Raw genomic sequence first — 14,173 nt, forward strand, 5'->3', positions numbered from 1 at the left:
AGAGCGCTGGTAGTATCCGTTCCGACTATTAGGCTTTTCTTGTTCATTCTCCATGAAGCTTTTGATTTCAGCTTTCATGATGGACTCCAGGTTCTCTTTAATAAACTGCGTGACAAGTTTTTCAAATAGATCTGCGAGCATATCTTGGTGTATAGTAGTCATGAGTAGGGTTCCTTTCTTGTGGTTTACGCACACTCCAAGATACCCTACTTTTTTTGCGCCTGCAGGTCACAAATTCTGGTTACACAAACTATTGTACATCATCCATATGCCGCTCAATGTTGTAGAACGTGCAACATTTCAGGGGCTTTTCCCGGTTTTGAAGCGAATCAAGCCCAAATTGTTGTACAAAATGCAATATTCCCCCTTCCTCTGGTGCAAGGGGGCGGAAAATGTTGCATTTTTTGCAGGATTCATCGCCCCATGGTCCCGTCCCGGTGAAGGGGTACAACCTGACGATCGGGGCGCGAAGTTTTTCTCGGTACAGAAAGTCGCACTTCGCTTTATCGCTTTAGCGAAGTTAAACAAACGTTAAAGAGTGGGCTTGCACTCCGAAGACGGTCGGTCAAAAAGCACGGTATCCGTCGTGATATAGGCCGCGCCCGCTTCAATGAACGGAAGCGCTTCCTCCCGCGTATTCACCGTCCACAGCGATACGTCGATGCCGGCCTCGGCACATTGGCGAATTTGCTCCGGCTGCACCGTTTTATAATGATAATCGAGAAAAGCGGGCGCGAGCTGCCAAGCCAGCTCCGCATCTTCCGGCTTCGGCGCCTGCGACGACAGGAACCCGAGCGGAACGCCGGGATGAATGGCCCGCACCTTGCGAAGATCGTCCGCGTTAAAGCAGATGAAGCTGCTGTTCTCCAGCATCCCGCAGGCATCGGCAAGCTGTACAAGCTCCTTAAGATCGGCGTCCCGGTGATACTGCTCGATCTCGATGAAGGCGTGCATTCCGTATCGCTTGCAGACGGCCAGCACATCCTCCAGCGGCGGAATTTTCTGCCCGGGATATGCCTCGAGCCGGAAGCCGGACGTAATGTCCAGCCGGCGAAGCTCCTCGAAGGTAAAGTCCTTCACCGCTCCCGTTCCGTTCGTCATCCGATCAACTGTCTTGTCATGATGCACGATCCAGCGCCCATCGACCGTGCAGTACGTGTCGCACTCGATGCCCCAGAAGCCGGCTTCGCCGGCCGCCTCGAACGCCGCGATCGTATTTTCCGGCGCATGCATGCTCAGCCCGCGATGGGCTACATACTTGGGACTTGCCATAGCCGTCGTTCCTTCTTTCCTCGTCATATTTGACGCTGGCGAACGCGCCCTCTATAGCGGGTTCCCTTCGAGCCTCGCTCACTGCGGGGATTCCATCGAGCGGAAGCGGCCGCACGCCCCTCCAGGTTCGCCTGCCGCCTGCCGCCTGCCGCCCGAGGCCTGTGTCCTGCAGCTGCTTCGCGCAGCTGTCCCGTTTTCGCGGCGATCCCGCCCTGCATCCTCCATTTAGGGTACATCTTAGCGGCGTAAGCGTCAATATTTGGGAGACGTTTCGACTCTTTGGCAATTTATAGTTGACATCGCGCCGCATTTATATTTTAATGCCCTTATCGGGACTGAAACGTTTAAGTAAATTGAAGGAAGGATGCAATGGCCAGCAAAAAAAGACCAACGCTGTACGATGTGGCGCGCAAAGCGAACGTTTCAATAGCGACGGTCTCGAACGTTCTTAATAATAAGAGAGAAGCAAGCCAGCAAACGATCGATCGGGTCAACGAAGCGATCAGGCAGCTCGGCTATTCCCGCAACGAGTCCGCGCGCAGCTTGAAGATCGGAGTCAGCAAGCTGATCGGATTCATTGCTCCGGATAACAACCCATTTTTTACCGAGGTCTTGACCGGCATCCATGAAGAATGCCAGAACTACGGCTGGCAGGTGGTCGTTTCGACTTCGGAGGAAAGCGAAAGCAGGCAAAACGAGCTGCTCGAGCTGCTGGCGGCGCAGCAAGTAAGCGGTATCATTTTGGCGCCGGTAACCAGCAAGCTGCATGTGCCCGAGAAGCTTCGCAAAGTGCCGATCGTGCTCGTCGACCGGGAAATCGAGAATGCCCATCTGCCGGTCGTGAAAGCGAATAATTTTGACGGCAGCTACCTGGCGACGGATACTTTGATTCGCCACGGACACAGCAGAATCGGCATCATCCTGGCTTCTCCGGGCATCAGCACCACGCTGCAGCGGAAAGCGGGCTATCTCGAAGCGCTGAAACGGCACGGTATCGAAGCGGATGAGAAGCTGATAGATTACGGCGGGGATTATACCGGTACGAAAACCCAGATCAGCGGCGGATACAACGCGGTAGTGAAAATGATGAACCTGCCAAACCCGCCTACCGCCATATTCGCAACCAACCATTTGCTGATGATCGGCGCGCTCAAAGCATTGAAGGAAGCCAGGCTTAACATTCCAGGCGACATCAGCTTTATCGGTTTTGACGATCACCCTTGGCAGGAAATTACCGACCCGCCCTTCTCGATTATTTCGCAGCCGGCTGTCGAGATGGGGAGACAAGCGGTGCAAGCTCTGCAAAAATATAAAGAAAAAAATATCGTGACAACGACCGTGCTGCAGCTGGAATTGATCACGAGAGGGTCCTATCGATCAATAACTTAAGCATTGAGCAGATACGAACTCTTTTTCTGGAGTTTGCTGAAACGTTTAAGTACAGGAGAAAAGCAATCAGGTGGTCATCCGAAAAATACAATCCATTTATCCAAAAAGGAGCGCAAAGATATGATGGGAACGATGAAGGCTGCCGTACTGACGAGCCCGAAGCACATTGAAATTCAGCACAAAGAGATCCCGGTTCCGAAAGATAACGAGGTATTGATTCGCATCCATACAGTAGGTCTGTGCGGGTCCGATGTGCATTATTACGAGCATGGCAAAATCGGCCCGTATGTGGTGGAACGGCCGATTATCCTGGGGCATGAAGCTGCGGGGGAAATTGTCGAGCTGGGCGCCAAGGCGCCGGGGCATTTGCGGAAGGGCCAGCGCGTCGCCATCGAGCCGGGGGCAACCTGCGGGAAGTGCGAATACTGCACATCGGGAAGGTATAATTTGTGCCCGCATGTGGAATTTCTGGCCACACCTCCATACGACGGCGCATTCTGCGAATATGTCGCGATAAGGGCTGACCTGGTGTTCCCTATTCCGGACGAGATGAGTGTGGAGACCGCTGCGCTGATCGAGCCGTTCTCGGTAGGTCTGCATGCCGTTCGCCGGGGAGAGCTGAAGGCCGGTGAAACGGTCGTGATTATGGGTATGGGACCGATCGGCCTGCTCACCGCCGCCAATGCCAAATTAGCGGGAGCGCGGACGATTATCGGCGTCGATTTTGAACAAAGCAGGCTGGATGTCGCCCTCCAAATAGGAGCGACGCATACGGTGAATCTGCGCAGCGAGAATCTTGCAGAGCGAATCCGCGCACTGACGGAGGGCCGAGGCGTCGATGTCGCCATAGAGACGGCCGGCCATCCGAAGGCGATTCATAACGCGGTATCCTCTGTAAAAAGGGGCGGTCGCGTTGTGGTCGTCGGCATGTCTCCGCAGGATGAGGTGCCTGTGCAAATGTCCTTGATCGTGGACAGCGAAATCGATGTCCGCGGCGTTTTCCGCTATCATGATACTTATCCGGCGGCTATCGAGATTTTATCGAACGGAACTGTAGATATCGAGCAGATCATTACCGGCAAGTATACGCTTGATGAAACCGCAGCCGCCTTCGAACGGGCCATCGCCGACAAGACGAATACGTTGAAAATGATGATTTATCCGCAGTAATGGCAAGATATCCCCGCTACGCTGAAGCTCGAAGCCATTCGTACTTATGCAGCTCTGGAGTGTCGGCGAAGGCGTATGTGTATGCGGAAAAGCCGATTTTCGCCTGATCGAAGGGGGAGCAAGCGGGCGGTTCGGCGACAGGTGCGCAAAGCGCCGGCAGCGGCAGCATCCGAAGAAAGGACGCTGCCGCTTGTCATGACTGACCTGCGGCTCGCTTCTGGAACCGCGGCAAAGCTGCGTGCGGCTCCCGGCGCGCGGCTTTCGCCGTATGGCGGCGCTCGACCACATGGCGGATTCCCGCTTCGCTAGCCTGCGCTTGGTGTTTTGCCGGAGTTTAACGCTAGCCACAGAGCTTATTTAACTCTGAAACGGTCGGTTTGAAATTGTAACGTTAGCGAGCAGTCTTATACCGCATTTTTGGCTGTCAGATTCAGTGTTTCTGGCAAAATAGCGTTCTTCAGTTGCGTTACATTTTATAAAGGGTACATTTCAGCAAAATATCGTTTGTCACAAGCGTTAGAGATGATTTTGCGATGATACTGTCTTCGGGGGTTTGATTGATGATATAATCTCCTATGAAATGCTGCGCGGCTAAAGCACCGCAGCGCAAGAAGTGAATATGTCTTCTGCGCTCAAAGTCGCATGGGGAATGGGGGGACTTATCATCAAATGAATAATGGGAATGAACCAATAGATCTGGAAGCGATCAAGACAGAATGGATGGAAGGGATCAAACCATTAACTAGACAACTAGAGTTCACCGAATCCCAAGCGTTAAGGAAACAAATCGTAACCAAATTTATTGATACCACTCATGAATACTATCCTCAATACTGTTATAACTATGGCTGTTTTTTATGGGATATGTTGAAAAAAGAACTTTACGATATCCGATTGATTGCAAACACCGATTTCATTAGGCGACGTTACAAGGACTTGCAATCCGTTTATTTACAATGGGACTTTCATATGTTACATCTTGGCCGCGAATATGTTTTTGAGGTAGATTTCAATACTTTGTTAGCGAATTTGAACCGCTTCCCTCAAGATTTATATATTTTCGACAACACGACCTCTTGGCTGATCATACAAACGCATGAGCCGCAAAACGCCAACGATTTCGATAATTGGATTATTGTCGATCCGGATGGAAAACTCAGCAAATAAGATGGAAAAGGGGATTCATTCGCCGGTCTCTTATTCGCTTTCGTCCAATGATCCATCTGTTACTGACGACTATATTTTGGAGGGAATCATGATGAGCGGAAAGTTCCATTTAGAGCATGTTGGAAAAGAAGAAGACGATTATGCAGCAAGCGGTGAAGCGATCTCAGGCTTCGGTTTGTTTGCGTTAACGAACGAGCGCGTGCAGTATCATTTTAGAGAGGAAGACATGAGCCTGGACGAAGCGGAGTCATATATCGGGCATTGCTTAAATCGACTGCCGGAAGAATCGATTGATGATTTATGCCAAAAAATGTGCGCATGGAAAGATGAAGTGTTATCCGACTACCCTGATATGAATTGTCCGGAAGGTTTGCCGAATGCTCAGGGAAGGGATATCCTGCCTTTTCTTTCCGTAAGCGATATTTATATTTACAGAAATCCTTACGATGCAAGCGACAGCTTGTTTGGAGCCACCGTATCGGCCGGTATGGAATGGGATTTTGAAGATGGCATTGAGATTATGATTCGGGGTCAGAAGGTCCTCGAAGTGCGCGAGTTTCTAGGGTACGGGGCACATGCCATTTGGGAAGAAAACGACTAACCGATCTGACATAATGACGGAATCGATCCCATCGAAGAAGTACAGGTCTGCACCCCATAGCTAGAAGCCCTCTAGCAGTTGGAGGTGCAGTTTTTTCGCTTGTTTGGCTGGCAGCACGCTTTTTGGCTTTCGGGTCTGCGGCGGCAATACGGCCATAGGTTTGAGGACGGAAGAGCCATTGGTTGGATGATGAACGAAACATTTTGCCGGAATGCGACGTTAATGATTTTGAGGTGAAAAATCCATGAAGGCACTCATCATGCTAACTTTGCTTGGCTTAGCTGCCTGCGATTCATTGCCGCAAGCAACCGCTACGGAAGCTCAATCCTTGCCGAAGGAGACGATGGTCAGAACATCCAACCCGGATACGAATGCTCAGGATTTTTCGGTTCATATTATTGCGCCCAAACAAATAAAAGCCCATGAACCATTCACCATAGAGGCGACTTTAACGAATTTGACCGATGCAACGATGAATATTGAGCATGCGTCAACTATTTTTTATTTTTCCATCAAAGATCATAACGGTCAAGTCTTGAATACTTTTGTTATGCCGATGAAGGGGGTTGCGCGCAGTATCCGTGGTAAAGCGACGATCACTGAACAATACCGCTACACCTTTGCAAAGCCCGGTCTCTATGAAGTGTCCGCTACGGGGAAGTTTACGATCATCGGAGATGGGGACAATCGACAGGCGTATGAGCTGGAAACCCCCAAGGCTAAAATCGACGTCTACGACGAGTAATTCCTCTCATCATCGGTCGTCACCTTCAGTGTTGAAAAAGTCGCCGGAAGATTCCGTCCCATTTTTCAAGATACGTCACATACCATAGCGGAGCATTACTCAGGGGGGCGGTTCACCCGCTGGCTCGATTTTCTTGACTTATTGATCGCTTTTGCTACAATGGCGTTGATGATTTGGAGGCCATTCGGATTTGGCATAAGACGTGCGGAAAGAGAGAGGATGCAGCTTTTGAAAGTCTTGAAATACATGCTACTTGCGGTTTTGAGCTTGCTGCTTGTGCTGGCCGGCTGCGGATTACAGGATGTTAAACCGCAGGCAGCGAATAGCTTGACCAGCTTTGAAGAAGTCGCCGAATACATAAAGACGCATCAGCGGTTGCCGGATAATTTTATTACCAAGAAAGCAGCGAGAGAACTGGGCTGGGAGCCCCGGAAGGGCAACCTTCACGAAGTCGCGCCAGGCAAAAGCATAGGCGGCGACGTCTTTCAAAACCGGGAAGGAAAATTGCCCGACAAGAAGGGCAGAATCTGGTACGAGGCGGATATCAACTACCGTTCCGGCCCCCGCGGCAAGGACAGAATCGTTTTTTCCAACGATGGCCTGATCTATAAAACGGAAGACCATTACGAAACGTTCGAACAAATCAAGTAAAGAATGAGAGACGTGACTATGCGAACAATTACGATAGACGGCACCCAAATCGAAAGCGCGAGCCAAATGCATGATTTTCTAAAGGAAGCGTTGGGCTTGCCCGATTATTACGGTGGAAATCTGGACGCTTTGTGGGATGGTTTGACAGGATGGGTCGAGACTCCGCTTACGATCCAATGGGAGCATTTTCAAGAGAGCGAAGTCAGGCTCGGGGAATACAGTCGGCGCTTGCTGGAGCTTTTGGAGGATGCGGCCAAAGAGGTCGATGGCCTACACTTGCTCATTAAAGATTAATCCATTTGTCCCCTGTGTGAAGCGGTTGCATCTTAAGGAGATGCAGCCGTTTTCTATTACGGCTGCCAGCGGGACTGGCGCTTATCGCATCCGGCATTTGTGACCCGCCGCAAGCCGGGGACGGGGACAAGCGCCGCCTGTTCGTAAGTCATCCGCGTGCGTTCATACCGTTTGCTCCTTATCGCCTTGAATGGGAGGGGCAACCCCGTAGCGTTCCAGCGCCTTCGTCGCGGATTCCGTCATTCGCCGCTTGAGGTAATCGCCCTCCACGACCCGCACCCTTTTGCCCAGAAAGCGGAGCTTGGACAGCAAATATTCGAGCTCGTCGGCCAGCAGCCTCACCTTCACCCGGTAGATGTCGCTCTCCTCGTCATACGTCACGTCCTTCTCAAAGCAGGAGAGGGCGTACAGGATGCGCGACAGCTCCTTATTGTAGACAGAGACGACTTCAATCACGGCTTCGCGTCGGCGTTCGTCGAGGATGCGGCTGATATCCTGGCGGATCAGCTCGGCTTCGGCCGGAGCGACCGGCTCCTCGCTAAGCGACACGATCTTCGCCAGACGGGTGCTCATGAGCGCGCGGTGCTGCCGGTGGTACCAGAGCAGATACCATTCCCGCTTCACCATCGAATACTCCAGCTTGTACGGCAGCCCCGGATGGTCCTGGTACAGGCGGCCGTCCTTGATTTCGTAAGTCATCCGGATGCCGCTCTTGTTCATAATACAGCGGCGCAGCGTGCGCAGCAGCGGGTGGTACACCTGCTTGCTTGCGCTGCCGGCTTTTTCGAGCAGATGATCCGCGGCGTCCATCGCCTGATCGTCGGCCAGGACCGAGCGCAGTCTGGCGAGCGTATCCGCGGCGAACGCCTGCTCTGCCGCAGGATGCGCCAGCATCGTCTTCAGCCACGCTCTCTCGTGCGCGGTGATCGTGAGCGTGCCGGAATCCTCGAGACGGGAGAGGATTTGGTAGTTGAATATTTTTTCAAACAGATTCATAGTAGGCCCAAATCTCCTTCCATTCCTCGATCATTTCCTCGCGCAGCTTGGGCGGCGCCAAAATTTCGCAGCTCGACCCGAAGCTGCGCAGCCACGGCTTGATCTCGGTCGTCCCGTGCACGACAATCTCATAAATGAACGATTCGTCGTCCTCATGCACGATGCGTCCCCACTGGCCCTGCAGCAGCACCCGCTCCTTCACGAAATTGTACCTGACGCCCTCGGGGTTATAAAAGCGGGCGCGCACCGTCACCGGCCTTCCGGTGTCAATCAGCCAGCTGTGCCGGATTCTCGCCTCCAGCTCGGCCGTTCTGGCCTGGAACAACGCTTCGTCCACGGGCTCGTCTTCCTCGATCTGGGTGATGCCCTCCATCCGGTATTTGCGAATCCCCTCCCGGCCGTAAGCGAGCAAATACCACCGCCCGTACTGGTGGTCGTAGACGACCTTGAGCGGCAGCGTGCGAATCTCCTGACCGACCGTTTCCCTTTCGAAGAGCGGGTTCGTGTTTTTGGAGGCGTAGCTTTGTTCCGACTTGGGCGAAAAATAAAGGAACCGGACGCGCAGCCGGCGCCGGATGCAGCTGAGCAGAGGGAACAGATGCGCCTCGTCCAAAATGCGCGAGTAATAGTGATATTTATACAGAAACGGCTCGGCGGCAGGCTTTCCGGCGTAGATGCGCTGCAGCCGCTTTTTGAGCCCGTCCCGCAGCAGGAAGCCCTGCACGGAAGGCACCTGCGTGTTGGCCATAATGTCCACGTAATCGTACAAGTCCAGCAATTCCTCGTCCGACAAGGACAGGAGCCATTCGTTATGGAGGCGGTAGCGGTACGGGCGGGGGCCAGGCTCGCGCCTGATGACGCCGACGGCCTCCAAATATTTCAGATCCGAGCGGATCGTCTTCTCGTCGGGCAGAGGCAGCTCGGACGGCAGGCGGCTGCAGCAGGCGTCAAGCAGTTCCATCGCCGTCAATGCCTGCTCGTTCATCGCCTCCAGCAGCAGCGAAATGCGCTCGCTTTCCGATTCCTTGACCGATTTGGCGCGGTACAGAAAGAGCAGTAGCGGATCGGCGGAATCGTAATAGCTAAACCGCAGCATTCCGGACAATTCCTGCCGCTCCTCCTCTTGCAAATGCTGGTGTATCGAACTGACAACTTCCTTGAGCCGGCGGATCGTTTTGTCGAAGGTATGGACGGAAATGCCCAGCCGCTCCGCGAACTGCTGCCGGCTGAAGGCGCCGCTCGTCAGCGCCAGCATGCGTAAAAATTGAATCTCTTTATCGAAGCTTTCCTTAGCCACTGCACAATCCCTCGTTCCTCTCGGGCTTCATCTATTATTGTAGCAAGGGGCGACCCAAATGGAAAATGTTCTCGGCCGTCGTCATACTTTTGCCATGTTCATCTGTCCGCTCATGAGCGATGATAAATACCAGGGAAGCGACGCCGGCACGGCGGGCGGAAGCGGACCGGCAAGCAAGATCGAAGGGGGATGATCCGCATGACAGAAGCCAGAGAGCGCATTATGGAACAGCTGCGGCGCATCGAAAGCGAAGAGCAAGTCAAAATATTGTACGCCTGCGAATCGGGCAGCCGCGCCTGGGGCTTTCCGTCCCGGGACAGCGATTATGACGTCCGGTTTATATATATCCGGCCTGTCGATTGGTATGTATCGATCTTTGACAGAAGAGACGTGATCGAGCGGCCGATCAGCTGCTTATTAGATATTAACGGATGGGACATGAAAAAAGCTTTGCTGCTGTTTCGCAAATCGAATCCTCCGCTGCTCGAATGGCTGCATTCGCCGATTCGCTATATGGAAAGCCCGGCGGCAGAGCGCATTCGCAGCATCGCAGGGGACGCTTTTTCGCCCCGGTCCTGCATCTATCATTACCTTCATATGGCGAAAAGGAACTACCGCGAGTACCTTCAGGGCGACCTGATCAACATCAAAAAATATTTCTACGTGCTCCGTCCGATCCTGGCCTGCGAATGGACGGAGAAGCGCGGCACGATGGCGCCGGTGGCGTTTCCGCAGCTGGTAAGGGCTATCCTGCCGGAGGACAGCGAGCTGAAGCGGGTCATCCTGCACCTGCTTGAGCGAAAAATCGCCGGCGACGAAATGGACCTGGAGCCGCGAATCGAACCGATCAACGCGTATATCGAGGAGAAAATCGCCTACTACGAGCAGGCAGCGCCGGCCATGCCGGAGGCCGGCAGCGAGCCGGCGCTGGACCGGCGGCTTGACGAGATGTTTCGATCTGTATTGCAAAACGTATGGGACAGGTGATAGGAAATGTTGATTTACTTGAATCGGGAAGCCCGCGAGCCTTGGGCGGGCAAAACCTCCATTTATTCGTATATTCGGGAGCAAGGAGAAGCGATCGACGGCTCGCTGCCGGACGACGAAGCGTATTGGGCCGGGAGCAAGCTTCGCTGGGTCGCCGGCGGACTGGACGGCTCCCTCGGACATCATGCCGCCGTCTCCGGCGAGCTGTCGGATGGGGCACGGGAACTGGTCGAGCTGCTGGCCAAGCAGTCGAGAAAGCCGAGCCGCCGCAAGCGGGCGGTTATTTACAGCAAGCTGATGGAGTCGAATCTCATCGGCCAGATCGACGCGGTGCTGGAGGCGGTGCGCAAGCACCCCGGCATGCAGCCGGGCCCGCTGTTCGAGGAGGCGCTGTGGCTGGCGGAGCATGGCGCGCACCGCAATGTCGTTAAGTTCGGCATAGCGCTGCTCGGGCTTTACCATAACGAGTCCGTCAAAGAGCTGCTGTTGACGCTCGCCAGGCACGATGAATTCACCCTGTATGCCGTCGTAGCGATCCGCAACGGGATGGAGGACAGCAACGATATGCTGTTCGAGCTGGCGCAGCAGGTTCACGGCTGGGGGAAAATCCACATCGTTGAGAGGCTGGAGCCCAGCCGCCAGGACATTAAGGATTGGCTGCTGCGCCATGGCTGTCAAAACAGCATCATGAATGAATATTTGGCCTGCATTTGCGCGCAGGGCGGACAGCTGCACGAGGCGCTTTCCGCGGCGCATGTGGACGACGCCTTGTTCGAGGGGGCGACCGATATCGTGCAGGCGCTGCTCAGCGGCGGGCCGGCCGAGGACATCGACGATTACGAGCATGCGCCGCAGGTCATTTCCGATTATTTGCGGCTGGCGCGGGAGATGGCCTCCTCCGCCAAGCATCTGTCGGTCGTGATGGACATTCAGGATTTTCTGAGCCGGGACGAGGAGACATGGGCCGAGCGGGAAGCGGCGGGCTGGACGGAAGCGCTGCGCCTGAGCCAGCTTGAGCTGTGCCGCAGCATCGCCGCGTCTGCGTTTTGGGAGAGCCGGGTGATCGAGGCGGCTGAGAGCGACGGCCCCGACCATGGCTATGGCGTCCACTGCGCCCGCAGGCTCGGGATTGACATTTGGGACAGGCTTTTTGCCCAGCTTGAGGCGGACCCGCTTCGCTATTCGCATTACTCGGAGCTGATGTCGACGGACGATCCGGAGCGGCTCCGCAGGCTGATCCGGTTCGCGGAAGAGAAGCTGCCGCTCGCGCAGATCGCCGCAGGCCCTGCCGAGGAGCTGGGGATGGGCCCGGAATACGCGGCGCACCGCTGCCTCAGCAGCCTGCTGCAGAACTTGGGCCGGCATGAAGGGCTGGGGGCGGGACTCATTGCCGCAGGGCTGAGCAGCCCGGTCATTCCTAACCGGAATTTGGCGCTTGCGGCGCTGGAGGCATGGGATATCCGCTTTTGGGGGGAAGCGCTGCTTGAACGGGTGCGGCAGCTGGCCGCGGAGGAGCCGGACGATTCGGTGAAGGAACGGATCGTTAAGCTGATGGAAAGCAGGGGGATTTAGCGTCCCCCTTGCGGAATATCAAGGGTGCGAAGCGTCCCCCTCATGGAATATCATGGACGTGAAGCGTCCCTTCTTGTGGAATATTATGGATGCGAAGCGTCCTTCTTGTGGAATATCATGGACGTGAAGCGTCTTTCTTGTGGAATATCATGGACGTGAAACGTCCCTCTTGCGAGATTTCATAGAAGCGATCATGGATAATAGTCCGTACAGGAGTTGAACGATATTATGGCATACCAACAAATCGACGGCGTGCGGGTATGGGGCAATCCCGAGCCTGGGGCGCTGGAACAGGCGAAAATGTGCGCGCAGACAGGCAGCGTTGTCCAGACGCTGCTGATGGCCGACCATCATAAAGGGTACAGCCAGCCGATCGGCGGCGTCGTCGTCTACGACGGGCAAATCTCGCCGTCCGGCGTCGGCTACGATATCGCGTGCGGCAACAAGGCGGTCAGAACCCGCCTGTTCGCGCAGGACGTAAAGCCGAATTTGGCCGCCGTCATGGACGAGATCGCGCGCTCCATCTCCTTCGGGGTCGGGCGGGTCAACCGCGACAAGCTCGATCACGAGCTGTTCGATGACCCGGATTGGTCCGTCTACCGCGCGATCGGCAAGCAGGAGCACGATAAGCTGAAGGCGCTGGCCCGGGACCAGCTCGGCACTGTCGGCAGCGGCAATCATTTCGTCGATCTGTTCGAGGAAGAGGGGACGGGACGCCTGTGGATCGGTAACCATTTCGGCAGCCGCGGCTTTGGGCACAAGACGGCGAGCGGCTTCATCAATCTGGTGGCGGGAAGGGAGTTTCTGGCGGGCGCTCCCGGCGAGAAGATGGATCAGCCGCCCGTGCTGCTCGATCTGCACAGCGAGCTCGGCGACATGTATTACCGGGCGATGAAACTGGCCGGCCGCTACGCTTATGCCGGACGGGATTACGTCATTGGGCAAGTGCTGGCGATCCTGGGGACGGAAGCGGATCTGGAAGTGCACAACCACCATAACTATGCCTGGAAAGAGACGCACAACGGGAAGGACGTCATCGTCGTCCGCAAAGGAGCGACTCCGTCCGCTCCGGGGCAGACCGGCTTTATCGGCGGCAGCATGGGCGATATTTCCGTTATCGTTCGCGGCAGGGACACGGAGGAGAACCGCGACGCCTATTACAGCACCGTGCACGGCGCCGGACGCATTATGAGCCGGACGCAGGCGGCGGGCAGAATGAACTGGAAAACCCGCAGGCGCAGCGGCGGCCAAATCTCGATGGAGCAAATGCTGGAGGCGGTGCGCCGCTTCGGCGTGGAGCTGACGGCGCGGGCACGGACGAGAGCCCGTTCGTGTACCGAAAGCTGCAGGAGGTGCTGGATGCGCACAGCGAGACGATCGAGGTGCTGCATGTGCTCAGGCCCATCGGCGTCTGCATGGCCGGGGCGGACGAATTCGATCCGTATAAGGACTGACGGCCGTCGCCCGCGGCGTTGAAATTTTGAATGGCGGGGTGCCGCCCGATGTCAAGATAGGCGCCTATGACGAGCGATTCCTTTCGCCATCGGTCGTCACCTGCGGTATTGAAAATGTCGCCGATGGGTTCGCCGAATTTTTCAAGATAGCCCCCATGCTGCCTTGCGCAGCACCATCAGATGGTGAAAATGTGCTGCGCGCCCCGGGGCTATTTTCAAGATAGCCCCCCATGCCGCTCGCGCAGCACCATCAGAAGATGAAAATGGGCCGCGGCGCCCCAAGCGCTATTTTCACGAGAGCCAGCAAATGTTGTATTTTGTACAACAAAAATGGGGGGATAACCCCTATTTGCGGCTCAATGTTGTAAAAAGTGCAACAATTTGGGCGATATTCCCGGATTTGAAGCCAACCGCCCCTAAATTGTTGCACAAAATACAACATTCTCCTTCTTCTGGGGTGAAGAGGCCGGAAAATGTTGCATTTTTTGCAGGATTTGTCGCCTCATGTGACCGGTGTAGCCCTGGGTGGGGGCCGTAGTGCCGGCGCTATTTTCAAGATAGACGCCCATGCCGCTGGC

Annotated in this window: 15 protein-coding genes and 2 pseudogenes; 12 read left to right on the forward strand and 5 right to left on the reverse strand. The window is 55.1% G+C overall.

The window, feature by feature from the left end; translation table 11 throughout:
• Positions 1-162 (reverse strand): annotated as a pseudogene (locus F591_RS33455) (IS256 family transposase); the annotation flags it as partial.
• A gap of 157 nt (positions 163-319) precedes the next feature.
• Between F591_RS33455 and F591_RS31795 the strand changes: the two are divergent.
• Positions 320-535 carry a hypothetical protein gene (locus F591_RS31795; RefSeq protein ID WP_156829705.1) on the forward strand — a complete coding sequence of 72 codons (216 nt, stop codon included), beginning with the start codon at positions 320-322 and terminating at the stop codon, positions 533-535.
• Here the strand turns inward: F591_RS31795 and F591_RS0125450 are convergent.
• Positions 532-1,272 carry a glycerophosphodiester phosphodiesterase gene (locus tag F591_RS0125450; RefSeq protein ID WP_019537411.1) on the reverse strand — a complete coding sequence of 247 codons (741 nt, stop codon included), beginning with the start codon at positions 1,270-1,272 and terminating at the stop codon, positions 532-534. The genes F591_RS31795 and F591_RS0125450 overlap by 4 nt on opposite strands.
• A gap of 369 nt (positions 1,273-1,641) precedes the next feature.
• Between F591_RS0125450 and F591_RS0125455 the strand changes: the two genes are divergently transcribed.
• The 7 genes from F591_RS0125455 (at position 1,642) to F591_RS0125485 (ending at position 7,289) form a co-directional block, all read left to right on the forward strand.
• A complete protein-coding gene (locus tag F591_RS0125455) occupies positions 1,642-2,661 on the forward strand; it encodes a LacI family DNA-binding transcriptional regulator (RefSeq protein ID WP_019537412.1) in 1,020 nt (339 codons plus the stop codon).
• A gap of 120 nt (positions 2,662-2,781) precedes the next feature.
• Positions 2,782-3,831: an NAD(P)-dependent alcohol dehydrogenase gene (locus F591_RS0125460; protein ID WP_019537413.1), complete on the forward strand. Its 1,050-nt coding sequence runs from the start codon at positions 2,782-2,784 to the stop codon at positions 3,829-3,831.
• 669 nt (positions 3,832-4,500) lie between these two features.
• Positions 4,501-4,998, forward strand: a complete 498-nt coding sequence (locus F591_RS0125465; RefSeq protein ID WP_019537414.1) for a hypothetical protein — start codon at positions 4,501-4,503, stop codon at positions 4,996-4,998.
• 88 nt (positions 4,999-5,086) lie between these two features.
• Positions 5,087-5,599, forward strand: a complete 513-nt coding sequence (locus F591_RS0125470) for a DUF6985 domain-containing protein (protein WP_245581133.1) — start codon at positions 5,087-5,089, stop codon at positions 5,597-5,599.
• Positions 5,600-5,843: 244 nt separating this feature from the next.
• The gene (locus F591_RS0125475; protein WP_019537416.1) at positions 5,844-6,344 is read left to right on the forward strand and encodes a hypothetical protein; all 501 of its coding nucleotides are present in this window, start codon (positions 5,844-5,846) and stop codon (positions 6,342-6,344) included.
• 219 nt (positions 6,345-6,563) lie between these two features.
• On the forward strand, positions 6,564-6,995 hold the full coding sequence (locus F591_RS0125480) for a ribonuclease domain-containing protein (RefSeq protein ID WP_019537417.1): 432 nt from the start codon (positions 6,564-6,566) through the stop codon (positions 6,993-6,995).
• An 18-nt stretch (positions 6,996-7,013) separates the two neighbouring features.
• Positions 7,014-7,289 carry a barstar family protein gene (locus F591_RS0125485; RefSeq protein WP_019537418.1) on the forward strand — a complete coding sequence of 92 codons (276 nt, stop codon included), beginning with the start codon at positions 7,014-7,016 and terminating at the stop codon, positions 7,287-7,289.
• 162 nt (positions 7,290-7,451) lie between these two features.
• Here the strand turns inward: F591_RS0125485 and F591_RS0125490 are convergent, their stop codons facing one another.
• Entirely contained in the window at positions 7,452-8,285 is an 834-nt protein-coding gene (locus F591_RS0125490; RefSeq protein WP_019537419.1) for a WYL domain-containing protein, read from the reverse strand.
• Entirely contained in the window at positions 8,272-9,582 is a 1,311-nt protein-coding gene (locus F591_RS0125495; RefSeq protein WP_019537420.1) for a WYL domain-containing protein, read from the reverse strand. The genes F591_RS0125490 and F591_RS0125495 overlap by 14 nt, the downstream gene beginning before the upstream one ends.
• A gap of 58 nt (positions 9,583-9,640) precedes the next feature.
• On the opposite strand from F591_RS0125495, the gene F591_RS33350 reads away from it, so the two are divergent.
• The 4 genes and pseudogenes from F591_RS33350 to F591_RS29130 all read left to right on the forward strand — a co-directional run bounded on the left by F591_RS33350 (position 9,641) and on the right by F591_RS29130 (position 13,595).
• On the forward strand, positions 9,641-9,775 hold the full coding sequence (locus F591_RS33350; protein WP_019537421.1) for a hypothetical protein: 135 nt from the start codon (positions 9,641-9,643) through the stop codon (positions 9,773-9,775).
• A gap of 5 nt (positions 9,776-9,780) precedes the next feature.
• Entirely contained in the window at positions 9,781-10,569 is a 789-nt protein-coding gene (locus F591_RS0125505; RefSeq protein ID WP_040742574.1) for a nucleotidyltransferase domain-containing protein, read from the forward strand.
• Between the two features lie 6 nt (positions 10,570-10,575).
• Positions 10,576-12,141 carry a hypothetical protein gene (locus F591_RS0125510; protein WP_019537423.1) on the forward strand — a complete coding sequence of 522 codons (1,566 nt, stop codon included), beginning with the start codon at positions 10,576-10,578 and terminating at the stop codon, positions 12,139-12,141.
• Positions 12,142-12,369: 228 nt separating this feature from the next.
• Positions 12,370-13,595: pseudogene (locus F591_RS29130) on the forward strand (RtcB family protein).
• Positions 13,596-13,845: 250 nt separating this feature from the next.
• On the opposite strand, the gene F591_RS33165 reads toward F591_RS29130, so the two are convergent.
• Positions 13,846-14,037, reverse strand: a complete 192-nt coding sequence (locus F591_RS33165; RefSeq protein WP_019537424.1) for a hypothetical protein — start codon at positions 14,035-14,037, stop codon at positions 13,846-13,848.
• Between the last annotated feature and the right edge of the window lie 136 nt (positions 14,038-14,173).

Source organism: Paenibacillus ginsengihumi DSM 21568 (assembly GCF_000380965.1).
GTDB lineage: Bacteria > Bacillota > Bacilli > Paenibacillales > NBRC-103111 > Paenibacillus_G > Paenibacillus_G ginsengihumi.

What these genes read in the sequence shown, in the direction of transcription:
- F591_RS0125510 (WP_019537423.1), top strand. Translation starts at nt 10,576, where the DNA reads ATGTTGATTTACTTGAATCGGGAAGCCCGCGAGCCTTGGGCGGGCAAA.
- F591_RS0125480 (WP_019537417.1), top strand. Translation starts at nt 6,564, where the DNA reads ATGCAGCTTTTGAAAGTCTTGAAATACATGCTACTTGCGGTTTTGAGC.
- F591_RS0125455 (WP_019537412.1), top strand. Translation starts at nt 1,642, where the DNA reads ATGGCCAGCAAAAAAAGACCAACGCTGTACGATGTGGCGCGCAAAGCG.
- F591_RS0125490 (WP_019537419.1), bottom strand. Translation starts at nt 8,285, where the DNA reads ATGAATCTGTTTGAAAAAATATTCAACTACCAAATCCTCTCCCGTCTC.
- F591_RS0125485 (WP_019537418.1), top strand. Translation starts at nt 7,014, where the DNA reads ATGCGAACAATTACGATAGACGGCACCCAAATCGAAAGCGCGAGCCAA.
- F591_RS33165 (WP_019537424.1), bottom strand. Translation starts at nt 14,037, where the DNA reads ATGTTGTATTTTGTGCAACAATTTAGGGGCGGTTGGCTTCAAATCCGG.
- F591_RS33350 (WP_019537421.1), top strand. Translation starts at nt 9,641, where the DNA reads ATGGAAAATGTTCTCGGCCGTCGTCATACTTTTGCCATGTTCATCTGT.
- F591_RS0125450 (WP_019537411.1), bottom strand. Translation starts at nt 1,272, where the DNA reads ATGGCAAGTCCCAAGTATGTAGCCCATCGCGGGCTGAGCATGCATGCG.
- F591_RS0125465 (WP_019537414.1), top strand. Translation starts at nt 4,501, where the DNA reads ATGAATAATGGGAATGAACCAATAGATCTGGAAGCGATCAAGACAGAA.
- F591_RS0125505 (WP_040742574.1), top strand. Translation starts at nt 9,781, where the DNA reads ATGACAGAAGCCAGAGAGCGCATTATGGAACAGCTGCGGCGCATCGAA.
- F591_RS0125460 (WP_019537413.1), top strand. Translation starts at nt 2,782, where the DNA reads ATGATGGGAACGATGAAGGCTGCCGTACTGACGAGCCCGAAGCACATT.
- F591_RS0125475 (WP_019537416.1), top strand. Translation starts at nt 5,844, where the DNA reads ATGAAGGCACTCATCATGCTAACTTTGCTTGGCTTAGCTGCCTGCGAT.
- F591_RS0125470 (WP_245581133.1), top strand. Translation starts at nt 5,087, where the DNA reads ATGATGAGCGGAAAGTTCCATTTAGAGCATGTTGGAAAAGAAGAAGAC.